The sequence below is a fragment of the Solirubrobacter soli DSM 22325 genome (assembly GCF_000423665.1).
Classification (GTDB): Bacteria; Actinomycetota; Thermoleophilia; order Solirubrobacterales; family Solirubrobacteraceae; genus Solirubrobacter; species Solirubrobacter soli.
Window position 1 is genome coordinate 62,421 of sequence record NZ_AUIK01000022.1, and the last position, 18,752, is coordinate 81,172.

Sequence of the window (18,752 nt, forward strand, 5' to 3'; positions counted from 1 at the left end):
CGGATGTTCCGTAATGATGCATGACGAAGCGTCATGCTGAGCCTTGCCGACGTGTTGGATCTCCCCGTGGTGCGCCGTGCGCTGCCCGAAGTTGTAATCGGCGATGCCGCGCTCGGAAGGCCCATTCGCTGGGCGCACGTGGTCGAGATGCGCGATCCCGACGATCTGCTCAAAGGCGGTGAGTTGGTCCTGACGACCGGGCTCGGCGCCGGCGACGAGGCGCGCCATCAGGCGGTGTGGACGGGGTCGCTGATCGAGCAGGGGATCGCGGCGCTGGCCGTGGAGCTGGGCTCGAGCTGGCGCGAGGTCCCCGCGCCGGTCGTGGCCGCGTGTGCGCGCGCCAACATCCCGGTCGTCGCCTTCCACCGCCCGGTGCGCTTCATCGAGATCACCGAGGCGGTGCACGGCGCGGTCGTCAACGCCCAATACGACCTGCTCGCGCGCGGTGAGGAGATCCACCGCCGCTTCACCGAGCTGATCCTGCAGGGCCGCGGCGTGCCCGAGATCCTGGCCGAGCTGGTCGGCGCGGTCGAGAACCCGGTCGTGCTCGAGGACGCGGGCGGCGCGCTCGTCTACTACGTGTCAGGGCCGTACGGCGACGATCTCACCCTCTCGGCATGGGCGGACGTGCACCGCGCCGAGGACCGCGGCGAGGCCGCCGAGGGCATGTTCGCCGCCGAGGTCCGGCTGCTGGACTCCTCGTGGGGCCGCCTGGTCGCCCTCGCACTCGAGAACCCGCTCGACGACTTCGACCGCGTGGCGATGGAGCGCGCGGCGCTGGCGGTCGCGATCGGCCTGCTCGCCCAGCAGCACGACGAGCAGCTGCGCGCGCGCTCGCGCGGGGCGTTCCTCTCAGACCTCGCAGACGGGCGCGTGGAGGAGGCCGACGCCCGCCGGCGCGCCGAGGCGCTCGGGCTGAACGCGTCCAACCGCGGCGCGCTGCTGCCGATCGTCGCCACCTGGCGCGCCCCGTCCTTCGCGCGGCGGCGCGGCGGCGTGCGCGAAGCGGGCGGGCGGCGCGCGCTGGGCGACACGGCCGAGCCGCAGGTCGCCGACGCGATCACGTGGACGCGGCTCTCCGGCGAGCTGCGCACCGCGCTGTCGTCGACGGGCCTGGCGGTGCTGCTCGGCCCGCGCGACGTCGACCTGCTGATGGTCGTGGCGCTCGGGGCGCGCGAGTACGACGCGGCGCTGGCCGAGCACATCGCGCACCTCTTCCACGGTGCGCTGGACCGTCACGGGCTCGGCCCTGACGACGCCGCCCTGGCGATCGGGGCACCGGCCGACACGTGGGCGGCTGCCGGTCAGGCCCTGCGGCGGGTGCGGCGCTCGGCCGGCGCGGCGACCGCGCTCACTCCCGCCCGCTGGCACGACGCCCGCCGACCCGGCGTCGCCGACCTCCTGCACGACCTGCGCGACACACCCGAGCTCGATGCCTTCGTCGAAGAGCAGCTCGGCCCGCTGCTGAACGACACGACGCCGCGCTCGCGGGCGCTGCTGGAGACGCTCGAGGCGTACCTGGCGGCGGGGGCGCGCAAGGCCGAGGCCGCGCGCGTCCTGCACCTCGAGCGCCAGTCGCTCTACCTGCGGCTGCGCCGGATCGAGGAGGCGCTCGACGTCTCACTCGACGACGAGGACGTCGTGCTGGGGCTGCACCTGGCGGTACGCGCGCGGCGCTTCAGGCGCGCCCGGCGTTGAGTGCGGCGAGCAGGTGCTCCGCGATCGCCTCCGGCGTGGGCGGGCAGCCGGGGACGCGGATGTCGACGGGCAGCACCGCATCCAGCCGGCCGATCAGCTCCTCGGGGTCGCCGAGCACGCCGCACCCGAGCGCGCAGTCGCCGAGCGCGGCCACGAGACGCGGCTCGGGCATCGCGTCGTAGGCGGTGCGCAGGGGCCCGGCCATCCGCGTCGTGACCGGGCCGGTGACGAGCAGGATGTCGGCGTGGCGCGGTGAGGCGACGATGTCGAGGCCGAGCCGCGGCAGGTCGTAGAACGGGCTCGAGACCGCCCCTAGCTCGTGCTCGCACCCGTTGCAGGAGCCCGCGTCGACGTGGCGGATCGCGAGCGAGCGCGGCGCGCCCCGGCGCAGCTTCGCCTGGTGACGGACCGTCTGCAGCTGGCGGAGCAACACGAACATCAGCGGTCCACGCAGGCGTAGCAGAGCTCGAAGCTCTTGTTGATCAGGGGGAAGTCCGGCAGCAGGCAGCCCGCGGCGGCGTGCGCGACCGCCGGCCAGTTGGCGTAGGAGGCGGTTCGCAGCCGGATGCGGGCGATCCGGCCGGAGCGGAGCTCCACCGCGCAGGTCGTCGCGCCGCGCGGGCACTCGACGCGGCCGACCCCGACCGATCCGGCGGGCGCCTGCGCGCTGACCGCGCCCGCGCCGGCCGGGTGCGCGAGCAGATCGTCGAGCAGCTCGAACGTCGTCGTCAGCTCAGCGGCACGCACCTGCAAGCGCGCGGCGACGTCCCCGCGCTCCTGAAGCGGTCGCGCCGGCACGAAGCCGCCGTACCACAGGCGCGGGCTGTGCTCGCGGGCGTCCTCACGCACGCCTGAGGCCCGCGCGGCAGGGCCGACGGTGCCGAGCCGCAGCGCGTCCTCGCGGGTGAGTACGCCGACTCCGTCCAGGCGTGCCTGCAGCGAGGTGGCGAACTCCAGCTCGCGCCACGCCGCGGCAGCGTCGGCGCGCAGGTCGCGCAGGTCGGCGCGGGCGCTGTCGGCGGGAACGAAGACGCCTCGGCCGACGGCGATCGTGCCGAACAGGAACCGGTGCCCGCAGAGGCGAGCATTCAGCCGCTGCGCACGCTCCTTGAGCGCGGCGAACGCCATCGTGCCCGCGGCGAACCCGACCCCCGCGCACAGCGCGCCGATGTCGTGCAGGTGGTTGTACAGACGCTCGAGCTCGAGCAGGGTCGTGCGCGCGACGCGCAGATCGCGGTCCGGCCACAGCCCGAGCGCGTCCTCGACGGCCTGGGCGTAGGCCACGGTGTTGGTCACGGCGCACGCGGCACACGCGCGCTGGACGTGGGCCAGAGCGGCTTCCGGGTCGCGTCCGCGCGCGGCCTGCTCGAGCCCGCGGTGCTTGTAGAACAGGCGCGGGTCCATCGCCAGGACGCGGTCGCCGACGGTGTGGAAGCGGAAATGGCCGGACTCGATCACGCCGGCGTGGATCGGGCCGACCGCGACCTCGTGCACCCCGTCGCCGGTCACGGGCGTCGTCCAGCCTTGATCCGGATGGGCGACCAGCGCCCGCAACGGCGCGTGGCCTTCGAAGCGCAGGCCGGCGAGATCGTGCGCCTCGCGCTCGTCCCAGGCGGCGGCCTCGACGAGGTCCACGATCGTCGGCGCGTCGGCGGCCGGGGTCGAGAGGACGCGCAGCGTGCCCGCCGTCTCGAACGCGGCGCGCCACTGGCCGGCCGAGGCCCAACCGGCGGCGAAGCGCCCTCCGCTCGCCAGCACACGGCCCACGGCGTCGCGCCAGTCGGCGACGGTCTCGACCTGGGTCACAGCAGCCGCTCCATGAAGGCCGAGCCCGGCAGCAGCGCCGCGGCGGCGGTCAGCGAGAGCAGCCCGACGCCGAGCACGCCGGTCAGGGCGAGCATCGAACGGTCGCCGCGGCGACGCTCCCCGGTACCGGTCAGCACGCCCTCGAAGAGCGCGTGCAGGAGCCCGAGGAACCCGAGCGCCAGCGCGAGCACCGCGACGGCGACGACGACCGGCTCGCCCGCGTCGACGCCGCCGAGCCCGATCAGCAGCTCCGACGCGAACAGCGGCGACGGCGGGAGCGCCGCGAGCGCGATCAGGCTGACGCCCATCGCGGTCGCAGTCGGGACGCCCGCGCGCCCGGTGGGCGGCCGCGAAGCCGCTTCCGGGTCCGCGCGCAGCAACGGGAGCGCCGCGTAGAACCCGAGCGCCTTGGCCAGCGCATGCCCGGCGACATGGACGAGCACGCCCGCGATCGCGAGCGGCGTGCCGAAGCCGATGCCGAGCGCGATCACGCCCATGTGCTCGAGGCTCGAGTACGCCAGCAGCCGCTTCCACGGCAGCGAGCGCCAGAGGAACGGCACGGCCACGATCATCGATGCCAGGCCGAAGCCGATGAACAGCGCGCCCGCCGCGCCGGGTCCCGCGACGGGCGCCAGCGCCGTCTTCACCCGCCAGGCGACGAGCGCGACGGTCGGCAGCAGGGCGGCCGAGAGGAGCGCGCTGATCGGCGCGGGCGCCTCGCTGTGGGCGTCCGGAAGCCAGTTGTGGACCGGTGCCCAGCCGATCTTCGTCGCCAGCCCGGCGACGATCAGCACCAGCGCCACGAGCGCCGTCTCGCGCGGGAGCGTGGCCTGCTCGAGGGCGTGCCAGTCGAGCGCGCCGAGCCCGTGCTCGCCCTGGCCGATGGCGAGGATCACGATCCCCAGGAGCGCGATCGCGAGGCCGAGCGTCGTCAGCACGAGATATTTCCAGCCCGCCTCCAGCGCACGCCCGCTCCCGCTGAAGGACACCAGCAGCGCCGAGGCGCCGGTGGTGGCCTCGATCACCAGCCACGCCAGCGCGAGGTTGCCGGCCAGCGGGACGAAGAGCAACGCGGCCCAGAAGGCGTGCAGCGCCGCGTAGTAGGCGCGACGCGAGCGTGCGGCGGTGAACCAGCTGCGGCCGCTCGTGCGCAGGTACGCGGGCGAGACGAGCGCGCTGCACAGGCCGACGGCGGCGATCACGGCCACGAAGACGCCGCTCGCGCCGTCGATCTCCAGCCAGCGAGTGTGCCGTTCTTCGCCCGCGATCGCGAGCGCGGCGAGGACGAACGCGGCGAGTGCGGTCGCGAGGGCGGCGATCGAGTTGAGGCGGTCGGCCTGCGCGGGCGTCCGGGCGAGGCACGTCAGCAGGCCGCCGGCGAGCGCGATGAGCGGCACGGCCGCGGCGAGCTCAGTCACGCAGGCCCCGCAGCAGGTGGGTGTCGCCGGTGCCGAGCTCGTCGTGGATGCGACGGGCGAAGAACGACGCGACGACGACGATCAGCGCGAGGTCCAGGAGCGCGCCGAGCTCGATCACGTACGAGAGCCCGCCGGGGACCGAGACGGCCAGGAGCGAGAGGCCGTTCTCGGCCACGATCAGGCCGAGCAGCTGGAACAGGACCGGGCGGCGCGCGACGACGATCGCCAGCCCGGTCACGACGATCGCGACCGCCATCCGCTCGGCGTGGACGTCGCCGGTGCCGAGCGCGGGGAGCAGCGCCGCGGCCGTTCCCGCCGCCGCGGCGGTCGCGGCGAGCCGGGCGAGAGGGCCCGCGGCGGCCGGGACCAGACGCGGCTCGCGGGTGCGTTTGAGCACCGCGCCGAGCAGCACCGGCAACGCGACGGCCTTGACCACGAGCACGATCCCGGGGACGAGCAGCTCGTCGGCTTCGCCCAGCGCGAGCAGGCCGATCGCCAGCGACTGCGCGGCCACCAGCGCGATCGCCAGCGACCGGCGGCGGACGAGCACGACGCCGAGGCCGAGCGCGAAGACCAACGTCTCGGTCATCGGGCAACCTCCGCCACGAGATGCCTGAAACCGAACGGTTGGTCCCGGCACAGCCGGTGGCCAGGCTCGGTCATGCCAGCCACGCTCCGACGCCGACCAGCGCGATCAGTGCGCCGAGCCCGAGCAGCGCGGGCACGCGCAGGATCCGCATCTTGGCCTGCGCGGTCTCGACGGCCGCGAGGACGACGCACAGCGCGAGCAGGGCCGGGGCGAGCGTGAGCGTGGGCGACGCGCCATGCGGGAGCGCGAGCTCGGCGGCCAGGACCAGCACGACCCAGTGGCGCGCGGCCGCCGCCCACTGCAGGTAGGCGAGATCGCGGCCGGCGTACTCGAGCAGCGGGCCTTCGTGGATCATCGTCAGCTCGAGGTGGGTGTCGGGGTTGTCGACCGGCTGCCTGCCGGTCTCGGCCACGACGACCAGCGCGAACGCCAGCAACGCGCACCAGTGCGACGGCTCGCGCCAGATCTCACCGCCGGCCGCGGCCGCGCTCATCGCGACCAGGTCGGTGCTGTGCGCCGGCTGGGCCGCGAGCAGCAGCGCGAGCACGAGCAGCGCCTCGGCGAACACGGCCAGCGCCAGGTCACGCGCCACGCCCATCAGCGCGAAGCCGTTGCCGGTGTCCCATGCCGCGGCGGCGATCGCGAACCGCGCGAGCGCGAGCAGACCCGCGAGCACGAAGGCGTCGTGGCCGAGGCCGACTCCGTGCGGGAGCACCGCGAGCGCGGCCAGCAGGCAGGCGGCGACGAGCGCGGGCGCGACCCCGTAGACGGCGGTCGTCCCCGCGGGGTCGACCGCGCTCTTGCCCCAGAGCCGTTTGAGTGTCCGGTACGGCTGCAGCGGCGAAGCGCCGCGGCGGCCTTGCGCGAACGCCTTGAGCGTCTGGATCGTCCCGGGCAGCAGCGGCGCGAGCACGACGGAGGCCAGCAGCGCGATCACCCGAGCCCGCCCACCCGGACGAGCGCCAGCAGGCAGAGCACGAGCGCGAGCAGGTATGCCGCGTACGTGCGGACGTTGCCGGTCTGCAGCCGGCGGGCGACCGCCGCCCCGGCCAGCGCACCCCGGATCGCCGGCCGATACAGGAGCCGATCGGCGGGCGAGGCCAGATGGCGCTCGTAGCGCATGCGCTGCACGACCCCGCCCGCGGACTCGACCAGCAGCGCACGCCGCGGCCTGAGCAGCGCTTCGAGGACGAGCCGGATCGGCTTCGTGAATCCGGCCGACGTCCAGCGCAAGGCGGCCGTGACGGGCTGCCCGCAGGCCCACGTCGGCGCGGGCGCGGCACGCCGGGCGCCTCGCGCCCGGACCAGCAGCGCGGTGAGCGCGACGAGGACGACCGCGAGCGCGGGGGCGGGCAGCGAGCCCGTCCCGGTCGGGGTCGGGTGCGCGGGCGCGCCAGGGGCGAGCTCGGCGAGCACTCCGATCAGCGCGGGCGCCGCCACGCCCAGCACGACGCACCCCGCCGCGAGGACCACCAGCGCGCCGCGCATCGCGAGCGGCGCCTCTCCGTCCGCGAGCGCGCCGCCGCTTGCCGCTGCGCTGCCGTGCGGCGCGCCCAGCAGCGTGAGGCCGGCGACGTTGACGAAGCACAGCAGCGCCAGCGCGGCCGTCGCGGCGATCGCGGCCAGCGCCGCGGCGCCCGCCAGCCCGTTCGCGACCGGTCCGTCGAACCCCAGGTGCGCCAGCGACTGCAGCGTCAGCCACTCCGAGGCGAATCCGCTCAGCGGCGGGACGCCGGCGATCGATGCGCAGCCGATGGCGAAGGCCGCGGCCGTCCAGGGCATGCGTCGCGCGAGGCCGCCGAGGCGATCGAGGTCGAGCGTGCCGGTGGCGCGTTCGATCGCTCCCGCCCCGAGGAACAGCAGCGTCTTGAAGACGGCGTGGGTCGCGGTGTGCAGCAGCGCTGCTCCGAACGCGAGCGAGGCCCACAACGGGTCGGCGATCAGCACGGAAGCGCCGAGCGCGGTGACGATCACGCCGACGTTCTCGATCGTGCTGTAGGCCAGAAGCCGCTTGAGGTCCTGTTGCAGCAGCGCCCACACGACGCCGCCGAGCGCCGACACCACGCCGCCCGCCAGCAGCGCGAACCCGAGCCAGCGCGGCGCCGGGCCGAGCCACTCGAGCTCGACGCGGATCAGCCCATAGAGCGCGACCTTGACCATCACCCCCGACATCAGCGCCGAGAACGGCGCCGGGGCGACCGGGTGCGCACGTGGCAGCCAGCTGTGGAGAGGCACGAGGCCGGCCTTGGTGCCGAACCCGATCAGCGCCGCGATCGCCACCACGGTCGTCGCCGCGGCGCTCAGCGGCCCGGGCGCGGCGAGCACCAGCAGCGCGATCCACACGCCCGCGCCGCCCAGGTGCGTGATCGCGACGTAGCGCTGGACCGCGGAGCGTGTCGGCGCGTCGTTGTGCGCCACGAGGATCGCCGCGGCGGGAACCAGCGTCATCAGCTCCCAGAACGCGAGGAAGGTCGAGACGTCCCGCGCGGCCAGCAGCCCGGCGAGCGAGAGCAGGAACGGCGCCATGAGCGCGCCCGCCGCCCGCGAGCGCAGATACGAACCGGCGAAGACGAGCGCGGGCACGGCCGTGACCGCGAGCACGGCGAGGAAGAAGCCGCTGAGCGGGTCCAATCCGAGCGCGGGGGAGAAGCCCTCGCGCCATTCGGCGCCGACGGTCCCGCCGTCCACGAGCACACCCACGCCCGCGGCGCCCAGCAGCGCGATCCCCGCGGCCTGGAGCGCCAACCCGCCGCGCAGCCGCCCCGGTAGCGCCGTCACGACGCCGGCGAGCGCGAGCACCAGCGCTCCGGTCAGCGCGACGACGCCCATGTTCAGCGGGGGCTGAAGTCCTCGACCGCGAGCTCGTCGAGCAGCGCTCGGTTGTCCTCGAGCCCGGCGGTCAGGATCGCCTTGGCGAGCTCCAACAGCTCGAGGATGCGCGGGTCCTTGACGCGGTAGAAGACGCTCGTCCCCTCACGACGACTCGTCACGAGGCCCTGCTTGCGCAGCGCGGCCAGGTGTTGGGAGGTCCCGCCGGAGTCGAGGTCCAGCGCGGCCTGCAGCGCGCCGACGGTCTGCTCACCCTCGCGCAGGATCTGGAGGATCCGGACGCGTGCCGGATGACCGAGCGTCCGGAAGAAGTCGGCTTTGAGGGCGTAGACGGGCGGTTGGCCGGTGCGGTACGGCATTGACTTAGAATCTTACAAACTTCGAAGATGAACAGGAATGACGGTCCGTCGACGATTCGCCGGCCGAACGCGACGCTTCGCCCATTGCGAGGCCCCCACGGGCAGGGCGAGCATGGTCGGCATGACTGTGGCCGACACGGTGGGTTCGGAATCGCTCCAGGAGCAGGCGCACCGGCACCTGCTGATGCACTTCACCCGCAACGGGGCCTTCGGGCCGGACGGCAAGCCGCTCCTGGTGCTGGAGCGGGGCGAGGGCGCCTACGTCTTCGACACCGACGGCAAGCGCTACTTCGATGGCCTGTCGTCGCTGTTCTGCTGCCAGATCGGCTACTCGTTCGGCGAGGAGATGGCCGCGGTCGCCGGCACGCAGCTCTCGACGCTCGCCTTCAACACCAACTGGGCGACCGCGCACCCGCCGGCGATCCAGCTCGCCGCCGCGCTCGCCGAGCGCGCGCCGGGCGACCTGAACCGCGTGTTCTTCACCAACGGCGGCTCGGAGTCGGTCGAGGCCGCGTGGAAGATCGTCCGCCAGCACTACCTGGCCAAGGGCGAGCCGCAGCGCACCAAGGCGATCGCGCGTGAGATCGCCTACCACGGCGTCACGCTCGGCGCCCTGAGCTTCACCGGCGTCCGGCCGATGAAGGAGCCGTTCGGCGCGGCGCCGATCCCGGTCGTGCGGATCTCCAACACGAACCGCTACCGCGACCCCGACGGCGACGACGACGCCGCGCTGTGCGCGCGCCTGCTCGACGAGGCCGAGCGGACGATCCTCGAGGCGGGGCCGGAGACGGTCGCGATGCTGATCGCCGAGCCCGTCCAGAACGCGGGCGGGTGCCTGACGCCCCCGGACGGCTACTGGCCGGGGCTGCGCGCGCTCTGCGACAAGTACGGGATCGCGCTGGTCGCCGACGAGGTGATCACCGGCTTCGGCCGCATCGGCGAGTGGTTCGCGTCCTCGCGCTACGACGTCGCCCCGGACCTGATCACATGCGCGAAGGGCATCACGTCGGCCTACGCGCCGATGGGCGCGGTGCTCGTGAGCGACCGGATCGCCGAGCCGCTGTACGAGGACGGCCGGATGCTGATGCACGGCATCACGTTCGCCGGGCACCCGGTGGCGGCGGCGATCGCGCTGCGCAACGTCGAGATCTTCGAGCGTGAGGGCGTGCTCGAGAACGTGCGGGCGCTCGAGCCGTACATGGGCGAGCTGCTGGAGGGCATCAAGTCGCGGGTGCCGATCGTGGGCGATGTGCGCGGCGCCGGGTTCTTCTGGGCGCTGGAGCTGGTGCGCGACGCCGATCAGTCCCGCTTCTCCGCTGAGGAGCGCGAGAAGCTCCTGCGCGGGTTCATGGCCGGGCGGCTGCTCGAGGAAGGGCTGATCGCGCGGCCCGACGACCGCGGCGACGCCGTCCTGCACCTCGCGCCGCCGCTGATCTCGACCCGCTCCGAGCTCGAGGAGATGGCGGCCAAGGCGGAGGCCGTGCTGGCCGACGCCTCCGAGCGCTTCTACGCGGGATGACCGTCGCGGTGCGGCGCGGCGCGGCGATGCCGGGCCTCGTCCACACAGCGCACGGCTACTGGCTCGCCGAAGCCGGCGGCGTCGATCCGGCGCCGCCGCTCGACGGCGACGTCAGCGCCGATGTCGTCGTCATCGGCGGCGGCTATACCGGCCTGTGGACGGCGTGGCAGCTGCGCGAGCGTGGCGCGTCGGTCGTGCTGCTCGAGGCCGAGCTGTGCGGGCATGGGCCGAGCGGGCGCAACGGCGGGTTCTGCGAGACGCTGTGGACGCATCTCCCGTCGCTGATCGAGCGCTTCGGCCGCGACCGCGCGATCGAGATCTGCCAGGCCTCGACCGAGAGCGTCGAGATGATCGGCGCCTGGTGCGACGAGCAGGGCGTCGACGCGTGGTTCCGCCAGGGCGGGTACATGATGGCCTCGACGGCGCCCGCCCACGACGCGGTGGTCGACGAGATCCTCGCCGTGGCGCCCCGGAGCCGCGTGCGCGAGCTCAACGAGTCCGGCGTGCGCCACCGCTGCGACTCGCCGCGGTTCCGGCGCGGGCTGTTCGTGCGCGACGACGCCACCGTCCAGCCCGCGCGGCTGTCGTTGGGCCTGCGCGATCGCGTGCGCGGAGCGGGCGTCGAGGTCTTCGAGCGCTCGCGGGTGCGGGCGCTGCACACCCACGCGGCCGGCGTGACCGCGGAGACCGGCGGCGGGCGCGTGCGCGCGGGCGCCGCGGTGCTCGCCGTCAACGCCGCGACCCGCGGCTTCGGCCCGCTGAAGTCGCGCATCTCGGTCACGTCGTCGCACATCGTCCTCACCGAGCCGGTCCCGGATGTGCTGGACGAGCTGGGCTGGCGCGGCGGCGAGTGCATCACCGACGCGCGCGTGTTCGTGCACTACTTCCGCACGACCCGCGACGACCGGATCGCGTTCGGGTGGGGTGGGGGACGGCTGGCTCCGGGCGCCCGCCTCGGCGGCAAGGTCGAGGTCGACGCCGCGGTCGCCGCCGAGACCGGCAAGCACCTGGTCGAGATGTTCCCGGCGCTCGAAGGCCGCGCGATCACGCACGCCTGGGGCGGTCCGATCGACGTCTCCCCGAGTCATCTCCCGCAGATCGGCACGCTCGACGGCGCGCCCGTCCACTACGCGTTCGGCTTCACCGGCAACGGCGTCGGGCCCTCGCACCTCGCCGGCCGCGTGCTCGCGTCGCTGGCCTCAGGCGAGCGGAGCGACCTCGCGGTCGTCGACCCCGCGCCCGTCCGTGTGCCGCCCGAGCCGATCGCATTCGCGGGCGGAATGCTGGTGCGCCGTGCCTTCATACGTAAAGAGCGTCTGGAAGAGCAGGGTCGCACTGTCGACCCGTTGACGCGCGCGGTGGCCGCGGCCCCGCGCGCGCTGGGCATCCACGTCGCGCGTTAGAGCCGCCTGACCGCGCTGCGCGCCGAGCCCACCTCGGCGCGCACGCGCAACCCGGCCCGCCCCTTCACGGTGATCCGCACGGTCCGCGCGACCCCGGCGCGGAACGAGACGGTCGTCCTGCCGAGCACGGTCCGCCTGCCGGTCGCGAGCCGCACCACCACGGCTTGACGACCGCCGGCGGGGTCGGTCACGACGACCGCCACACGCCGCGCCGACGCGCTCTGGATCCTGATGCGCGTGGGGGCGACGACGCCGTCGCGCACGCGCCCGGACGGATCGCGCACGCCGCCCACGGGAACCGCCACGGGGGTCTCGGCGGACGCCGGAGTGGGCGTGGCGGTCGGCGTCGGCGTTGCGGTCACGGTCGGCGTCGGCGTTGCGGTCGGCGTCGGCGTTGCGGTCACGGTCGGCGTCGGCGTTGCGGTCGGCGTCGGCGTTGCGGTCACGGTCGGCGTGGGCGTCGCGGTCGGCGTCGGCGTTGCCGTCGGGTCCGGAGCGATCAGCGCGCTCGGCGCGCTCACCGCCCGCGCGGACCTGCCGCCCGCGCCGTACGCGATGACGAAGGTGCGGAGGCGGTGGCCGACGTCCCTGTCGTCCAGGCGGTGGCCGCGTCCCGTGCCGGCGATCTCGGCGCACGTGTCGCCCGCGGCGTCGCAGCGCAGCCAGCCGTAGCGCGACGATCCGGTGGCCTCGGACGCGCGGAGGATCTCGCCCGCGCGGGCCGCGCCGTCGAGGGTCGGCGCGACCGCCGCCGGCGGCGCACCTGCCGGCGACGCCACGATCGGCCCGATCTCGTTCGAGAGCGGCTCGACGAAGTCGTCGTCGGCGTAGCCCGGCCACGCGCGCACGCGGATGCGGTACCCGACGTCGCTCGCGCGCACCGTGTACGTCCCGTCGACGCCCGTCAGATCCGTGCAGCCGGACGCGTTGCAACGCTCGAAGCCGACGCTCGCCGTCGCGGCGTCCGGCTCGTAGAGGCCCGCGTCCGCGGTCAGCAGCGACCCGACGACCGGCCGCCCCCACAGCTGCGGCCCGACCACGGTCCGCGGCCCGTGCCCGACCATCAGCGGGCCGGGAGCGGACCGCACCGGGGCGGACATCCCGCCGTCGTTGAACGCGACCGCCTCGACGCGGAAGCGATGGCCGGCGTCGGCCTCGCGCACGCCCATCAGCCAGGTGTCGTCCTCGACCTCGACGCAGCCCTCGCCGTCGGCGTCACAGCGCAGCCAGCGGGTCTGCACGAACGTCGGCGAGCCGCTCCACTCGAGCCCTTCGAAGCGCTGCGTGCCACCCGGGAACCGGCTCCCGTAGATCCGCGGGGCCGACACCGCGACCGGCGGCGGCACCGACTGCGCCGGCCCGAACCGCGCCAGCCCGTTCGCGCTCGTCAGCTCGGTCATCTGAAACAGCCCGGACGCCAACACGCCTCCGGGCGCGATCGCCAGGTCCAGCACGGTGGGATCGAGGTGCGGCCGGAACGACGTCACCACCCGGTCCGGGAGCCGGATCTCCGCGAACCCGTCGCGCGGAACCCCGTTCACCGCGTCGAAGTAGCCACCCAGGTACAGCCGGTCCGGCGCGACCGCGATCGCGTACACGTCCTTGTCCACCCGCGGCACCGCCGGGTCGACCGAGCCGTCCGCGCGCAGGTGACCGACACCGCCGTCGAACTGGCCCGCGTACCAGACGCCGCCGGACCCGTCCGGGACGATCGACTCGACCCACGACCCCGCCGTCGTGGTGAACACCGTCGACCGCGCCAGCGTCGACGCGTCGTACGCGACCAGATACGGCGAGAACCGCCCGCCGACGTGCAGCGTCGGGCCGGATAGGGCCATGGCGATGACCTGGTCGTCGAGCACCGGGCTCCACGGCAGCGCGGTTCCCGTCGCCAGGTCGATCGCGCCGAGGTTGAACACGTCGACGCCGCCGATCTTCGAGATCCGGCCGCCGACGAACAGCCGGTCGCCGCTGACGGCCAGCGCCGTCACGAGCCCGGTGACGTCCGGCAGATCCCGCCACTCGCCCGTGCGCACGTTGTATCCGGCGACGCCCTTCTCGGCCCGGCCCGAGATCTCGGTGAAGTCGCCGCCGACGTAGAGCCAGTCGCCGGCCTTGGCGACGACGCCGGCGCCGCCGTAGCGGGGCGGGAAGCCCGGCAGCTGCCCACCGGCCTTCAGCGACAGCCCGGTCGGCACGCCCGTCCGCAGATCGATCGCGGCGATCCCGTCGCGCGTCGCGCTCGGCCCGTTGCCCACGCTCCGCCCGGCCACGGCGATCCGCCCGCCGCCGATCGCGATGTCGTTGGCCCGACCACCCGCGCCTCCGACGAAGCCGTCCGGAGCGCCCGTCCGCAGATCGATGCCCACGAGCCCGCCGCTGAGCCCGGACACGAGCAGGCGATCGCCCCAGACCTCGAACGCGGTCGGTTCCCACTCGCCCGCGAACCACCCGAGGCGGGTCGCGGTGCCCGGCGCGAACGCCTGCACGTTGCTGTCGTCCTTGAACTCGCCGCCGATCACCACCGCCCGGGACGTGGCGACGACCTCGCCGCCCTCATAGATCCCGAAGTCCAGCGGCAGGAGCGACCCGTCCGACGCTCGCAGCGCGACCGCGCCGATCCGCATGTCCTCGTAGCGCGCATCGTGCATGTCGCCCGACACGTAGACGGTGTCGCCGTACGCCGACACGCGCGACGCCTCGCCCGGCGGCAGCGCCGCGGTCCAGTCCAGCACGGCGCCCGTGTCCGGGTCGATCGCCGCCATCCGCGGATGCGCGTCCCCACCCGCCTGCGAGAACCCGCCGACGACGTACAGCCGCTCGGACACCGGGTCCAGCGCCATGTCCCACGCGGCGCCGTTGAGGCCGTGCGGGAAGCGATCCAACACCGCGCCCGTGCTCGGATCGAGCGCGGCGAGCCCCTTGATCGTGCGCCCGCCGATCCGGTTGAACGTGCCCGCGACCCACAGCACGCCGTCACGCAGGAGCATCCAGTACGCGACGCCGTTGCTCTCCGGCCGGAACACCGGGTCCACGCTCCCGTCCGCGCGGATATGGACGAGGTTCTCGATCGACGTTCCCTCGACCCGCTGGAAGCTCCCGCTCACGAACCAGCCGCCGGCGCCGTCGGACTCGACCGACTCGGCCTCGGTGGGCAGCACGCTCCCGTCCGTGTACGGCGGGATCGCCCAGTCGACCATGCCCGGGTAGCCGCGGATGAATGCGCCGTCCACCGCCGAGATGACCGAGAACGGCGAGGACGGCGGCCCGAGCCGGAACGCGCCCGCCATGTAGACGACGTCCCCGTCGACGACCATCGAGGACGGGCTCGAGCCGGTGGGGAACGGCGAAGGCACAGACGAGGTCTGCGCGGCGGCGGGGGCGGCCGCGGCGGCCGCGAGGACCGCCGCGATGCACAGGGGCCTGAGGATCATCGCGGCGGAGCGGGTACCCGCTCCGCCGTCGTCTCATACTCCTTTAATCAGTGCGAGTGCAGGTGGAGCGGCCGGCCCGGCCCCGGCCGCGACACGACCTCGGGCGTACCTGCGCTGCGCTCCTCGCGATCGAGGGCCCGTCGCAGCGGCGCGCCCATGCGGCGCACCCCCGGCGCGCTGAAGACGCGCCGGGCCGGGGCGGAGCACGACGGGCAGGCGGCGCCCGGATCGGAGACCGGGCGCCGCGCCTCGAACGGCCCGCACCCCTCGCACACGAAGTCGTAGAGCGGCATCAGCTCGCCAGCGCCGAGGTCCCGCGGTCGGTCGGCGTCGGGCCGTCGGCGGTCGGCCGGATGTCGACGTCGAAGATCGCGGTCGGCAGATACAGCGAGCAGCACGCGTTCGGGATGTCCACGACGCCCGAGATCCGTCCCTCGATCGGCGCCGATCCCAGCAGCAGGTACGCCTGCTCGCCGGTGTAGCCGAACGTCTTGAGGTAGGCGATCGCGTTCAGGCACGCCCGCCGGTAGGCGATCGTGGCGTCGAGGTAGTGGTTCTCGCCGCCCTCGTCGACCGAGATGCCGATGAACGTCAGGAACTCCGAGTAGCGCGGCTCGACCCGCCCCGGCATGAAGATCGGGTTCGTGGTGACGCCGTACTTGGCCATGCCGCCCTTGATCAGCTCGACGCCGAAGTCGATGAACCCGCCCATCTCGATCGCGCCGCAGAACGTGATCTCGCCGTCGCCCTGGCTGAAATGGAGGTCGCCGCCGGACAGCAGGGCGCCGTCCACGTGCACCGGGTAGAAGACGCGGCTCCCACGCGTGAAGTTCTTGATGTCGTGGTTGCCGCCGTTCTCCCGGGCCGGCACGGTGCGCGCACCCTCGCGCGCGACCTTCGCCAGCGCGTCGCCGGAGAGGGTCCCCGCGAGCGTCTGGTCGATCAGCGGCGGCAGCGCAAGCGGCGGCACGCGATCGGGGTCCTTGTCGATCAGCGCCTGCTCGCGGCGGTTCCACTCGGCCAGCAGCTCGGCCGACGGCGCCGTGCCGAACAGCCCGGGGTGCGTGATGCCCGTGTAGCGCACGCCCGGGATGTGCCGCGAGGTCGCCTCCTGACCGTGGAAGTCCCAGATCGCCTTGGCGGACTCCGGGTAGTGGTCGGTGAGGAACCCGCCGCCGTTCTCGCGCGCGAAGATCCCCGTGTAGCCCCAGCCTTGGCCCGGCGCGTCGCCGACCTCCTGCGGGCACGGCCCGAGGTCGAGGATGTCGACCACCAGCAGGTCGCCGGGCTCGGCGCCCTCGACCGCCACCGGCCCGCTCAGCATGTGCGCGCGGTTGAGGTCGACGTCGCGCACGTCGTTGGCGGAGTCGTTGTTGTGAATCTGGGCGTCGGTCCACTCGCGGCACTCGACCCGGAACTCACTCCCGGGCTTGACCGACGCCGCGGGCGGGATGTCGGGGTGCCAGCGGTTGTGGCCGGGCACCGCCTGCTCGGCCATCGGCTTGGACTGGTCGACGGAGAAGACGACCTCGGGCATGGCAGTTGCCTCCCTTGACTACTTGCCGTAGGGGTACGGAATGAGCGGGATCAAGGCCTTAGGCCCCATCCCGTTGAGCACCAGGCCGAAGCCCACCCACCACGCGCAGATCCCGTCGAGGATCCCGATCCAGCCGGTGATCCGCAGCAGCGTGGTGCCCTCAGGCCCGGCGATGTTGACGATGCCCGCCAGCAGGTACACGAGCACGAGCAGCAGGAACGCCAGGAACGCCGGCAGGTTCACGTAGTAGGCGCCATATGTCATGAACGCCGTGAAGACGGCCCACATGAGCAGGTACGCGCCGAACGAGTCACCGAACTGGCCCGCGTCGGAGACCTCCGGCGCGAACCAGCGCAGGATCATCGGCGTCGTGAACAGGAAGCACGCATAGCCGACGCCGAACGTCGCGCCGAACAGGTTGCCGCCGCGGAACTCCCACAGCCCGCCGACGAGCATCCCCAACGCCCCGGTGCCGAAGGCGACCGGCACGAACAACCCGGCCGAGGCGTCCACCCAGCCGGCATTGGCGAACGAGAGCGCCAGCACCGAGAACCCGAACGCGAACACGCACAGCGGCACGCCGCTCGCGGTCTCGCTCGCCGCCACGGGCGGCGCATCGATGGTCGCGGCCATGTCAACTCGCCAGCAGCTCTTTGAGGGTGTCGTCGATGAACTTCGTGTCGACCGGGTTCGCGCCACCCCCAGCGAAGTGGCCGTACACGCCCGGGATGACGCGCAGCTCCCCGTTCGGGATGTGCTGCACCGCGAACTCCTCGTCCTCGGGCGGGAAGTAGAGGTCCTTCAGCGCGGGCAGGACGATCGTCTTGGCCTTGATCGTCTTCAGCGCCGCGACCTGGTCGCCGTCGAAGCCGGGCGTGGCACCGACGTTGCCGTTCTGCCACGTCCACAGCATCGTCAGGAGGTTGTTCGGGTCGCGGCGGTCCAGGAAGAAGCCCTCCCAGAACCCGACGAGGAAGTCCTCGAGCGACGAGAACCCCATCGCCTTGTACTCCTGCTGCCAGTAGAAGGCCTGCGAGAAGCCCCAGCCGGCGTACACGCGCGCCGCGGCGCGCAGGCCCTTGGCCGGCTTCTCCGTGTACCAGCCGTCCTGGAAGGCGGCGTCCGCCGTCAGCGCGGCCTTCACACCCTCCAGGAAGACGATGTTGTGCTCCGACGTCTTCGAGGAACCGCAGAACGGGCACGCGCGCTGGACCATGTCCGGGTAGCTGACCGCCCACTGGTAGGTCTGCCCGGCGCCCATCGACCAGCCGGTGACCAGCGGAAGCGTCTCGATCCCGAACGAGGTCACGAGCTTGTGCTGCTGCGCGACCTGGTCGTAGAACGTGACCTTCGGGAAGCGCGCGCCGTTGTAGGGTGGCGGCGTGTTGGACGGCGAGCTCGAGAGCCCGTTGCCCAGCATGTTCGGGACGATGATGAAGTACTTGGCCGGGTCGAGGGCCATGCCCTCGCCGATGAGCCACTCGTTGTCCCAGTGGCGCCCCGAGTACCACGTCGGGTACACGATCGCGTTGCTCTTGTCGGCGTTGAGCTGCCCGAACGTCTTGTACGCGAGCTTGGCGTCGCGCAACGTCGCCCCGTGCTGCAGCGCGACATCGCCGAGATCGAACACCTCGTAGTCCTGCACGAACTCATCCATCGACTCCTCCCCAGGAGCGAAATGTTTCCGTTCGGAACTATTTCAGATGGACGAATTCAACGCAACGCGGCGAGCACGGAGGAGAGCGCGTCCAGCAGCGCTGCGGCCTCCCGCTCGTCGACGTCGCCGAGCAGCCGCTCGGCGGCGATCCGCTCGGAGAGCGCCGCGGCGAGGGTCTGCCCGCGCTCGGTGATGTGCACCAGCACGCCGCGCCGGTCGCGCGGGTCGGGCTTGCGATGCACGAGGTTGTCGGCGACGAGGCCGTCGACGAGGCGGGTGAGGCTCGCCGGCGGCAGCTGGGTGAACTCGGCGAGCTCGGACATGCGATGGCTTTCGCCGTGCACGAGCAGATTGAGCGCGCGCCAGCGCTCGACCGTGCAGTCGTGGTGGGCGAGCACGGCGGCGAGCCGGCGCGTCAGGCGCCGTTCCGCGTCGCTGATCGCGAGCACGAGCGCCTCACCGGTATGCAGCGTCCCAGCCTCTCCACTGGCCACGTGTGGAAG

General features: G+C 73.4%; 16 protein-coding genes. 3 read left to right on the forward strand and 13 right to left on the reverse strand.

Going from position 1 to position 18,752, the window contains the following annotated elements:
* The first annotated feature begins 33 nt into the window (after positions 1 to 33).
* Positions 34 to 1,698, forward strand: a complete 1,665-nt coding sequence (locus tag G569_RS49125; protein ID WP_037497223.1) for a PucR family transcriptional regulator — start codon at positions 34 to 36, stop codon at positions 1,696 to 1,698.
* On the opposite strand, the gene G569_RS49130 is transcribed toward G569_RS49125, so the two are convergent.
* The 7 genes from G569_RS49130 to G569_RS0116780 form a co-directional block, all read right to left on the reverse strand.
* Entirely contained in the window at positions 1,679 to 2,137 is a 459-nt protein-coding gene (locus tag G569_RS49130; protein ID WP_053226487.1) for an NADH-quinone oxidoreductase subunit B family protein, read from the reverse strand. The genes G569_RS49125 and G569_RS49130 overlap by 20 nt on opposite strands.
* The gene (locus tag G569_RS49135) at positions 2,137 to 3,504 is read right to left on the reverse strand and encodes a hydrogenase large subunit (protein ID WP_053226488.1); all 1,368 of its coding nucleotides are present in this window, start codon (positions 3,502 to 3,504) and stop codon (positions 2,137 to 2,139) included. The genes G569_RS49130 and G569_RS49135 overlap by 1 nt, the downstream gene beginning before the upstream one ends.
* Positions 3,501 to 4,922 (reverse strand): proton-conducting transporter transmembrane domain-containing protein, encoded by a 1,422-nt coding sequence (locus G569_RS49140; RefSeq protein ID WP_053226489.1) that lies wholly within the window; start codon positions 4,920 to 4,922, stop codon positions 3,501 to 3,503. The genes G569_RS49135 and G569_RS49140 overlap by 4 nt, the downstream gene beginning before the upstream one ends.
* A complete protein-coding gene (locus tag G569_RS58185) occupies positions 4,915 to 5,511 on the reverse strand; it encodes a hypothetical protein (protein WP_053226490.1) in 597 nt (198 codons plus the stop codon). Before G569_RS58185 ends, G569_RS49140 begins: the two co-directional genes overlap by 8 nt.
* Positions 5,512 to 5,581: 70 nt before the next feature.
* Positions 5,582 to 6,448: a respiratory chain complex I subunit 1 family protein gene (locus G569_RS61155; protein ID WP_028064255.1), complete on the reverse strand. Its 867-nt coding sequence runs from the start codon at positions 6,446 to 6,448 to the stop codon at positions 5,582 to 5,584.
* Positions 6,445 to 8,340, reverse strand: a complete 1,896-nt coding sequence (locus tag G569_RS49150; RefSeq protein WP_053226491.1) for a proton-conducting transporter transmembrane domain-containing protein — start codon at positions 8,338 to 8,340, stop codon at positions 6,445 to 6,447. Before G569_RS49150 ends, G569_RS61155 begins: the two co-directional genes overlap by 4 nt.
* Positions 8,341 to 8,342: 2 nt before the next feature.
* The gene (locus G569_RS0116780) at positions 8,343 to 8,699 is read right to left on the reverse strand and encodes an ArsR/SmtB family transcription factor (protein ID WP_028064256.1); all 357 of its coding nucleotides are present in this window, start codon (positions 8,697 to 8,699) and stop codon (positions 8,343 to 8,345) included.
* 121 nt (positions 8,700 to 8,820) lie between these two features.
* On the opposite strand from G569_RS0116780, the gene G569_RS0116785 reads away from it, so the two are divergent.
* Positions 8,821 to 10,218: an aspartate aminotransferase family protein gene (locus G569_RS0116785; RefSeq protein WP_028064257.1), complete on the forward strand. Its 1,398-nt coding sequence runs from the start codon at positions 8,821 to 8,823 to the stop codon at positions 10,216 to 10,218.
* Complete coding sequence (locus tag G569_RS0116790) at positions 10,215 to 11,621, forward strand: NAD(P)/FAD-dependent oxidoreductase (protein ID WP_028064258.1); 1,407 nt, start codon at positions 10,215 to 10,217, stop codon at positions 11,619 to 11,621. The genes G569_RS0116785 and G569_RS0116790 overlap by 4 nt, the downstream gene beginning before the upstream one ends.
* Here the strand turns inward: G569_RS0116790 and G569_RS64615 are convergent.
* Genes G569_RS64615 through G569_RS0116820 form a run of 6 tightly spaced genes read right to left on the reverse strand, consistent with a single transcriptional unit; the run spans position 11,618 to position 18,743 of the window.
* On the reverse strand, positions 11,618 to 15,055 hold the full coding sequence (locus tag G569_RS64615) for a hypothetical protein (RefSeq protein ID WP_028064259.1): 3,438 nt from the start codon (positions 15,053 to 15,055) through the stop codon (positions 11,618 to 11,620). The two genes, G569_RS0116790 and G569_RS64615, sit on opposite strands and share 4 nt — an antisense overlap.
* 47 nt (positions 15,056 to 15,102) lie before the next feature.
* Entirely contained in the window at positions 15,103 to 15,348 is a 246-nt protein-coding gene (locus G569_RS0116800) for an FmdB family zinc ribbon protein (protein WP_028064260.1), read from the reverse strand.
* Positions 15,348 to 16,592, reverse strand: a complete 1,245-nt coding sequence (gene fmdA, locus G569_RS0116805; RefSeq protein ID WP_028064261.1) for a formamidase — start codon at positions 16,590 to 16,592, stop codon at positions 15,348 to 15,350. The genes G569_RS0116800 and fmdA overlap by 1 nt, the downstream gene beginning before the upstream one ends.
* 18 nt (positions 16,593 to 16,610) lie before the next feature.
* On the reverse strand, positions 16,611 to 17,225 hold the full coding sequence (locus G569_RS0116810; protein WP_028064262.1) for an acetate uptake transporter: 615 nt from the start codon (positions 17,223 to 17,225) through the stop codon (positions 16,611 to 16,613).
* Position 17,226: 1 nt separating this feature from the next.
* Complete coding sequence (locus G569_RS0116815) at positions 17,227 to 18,249, reverse strand: alpha/beta fold hydrolase (RefSeq protein ID WP_028064263.1); 1,023 nt, start codon at positions 18,247 to 18,249, stop codon at positions 17,227 to 17,229.
* Positions 18,250 to 18,305: 56 nt separating this feature from the next.
* Entirely contained in the window at positions 18,306 to 18,743 is a 438-nt protein-coding gene (locus tag G569_RS0116820) for a MarR family winged helix-turn-helix transcriptional regulator (protein WP_211233012.1), read from the reverse strand.
* Positions 18,744 to 18,752 lie beyond the last annotated feature (9 nt).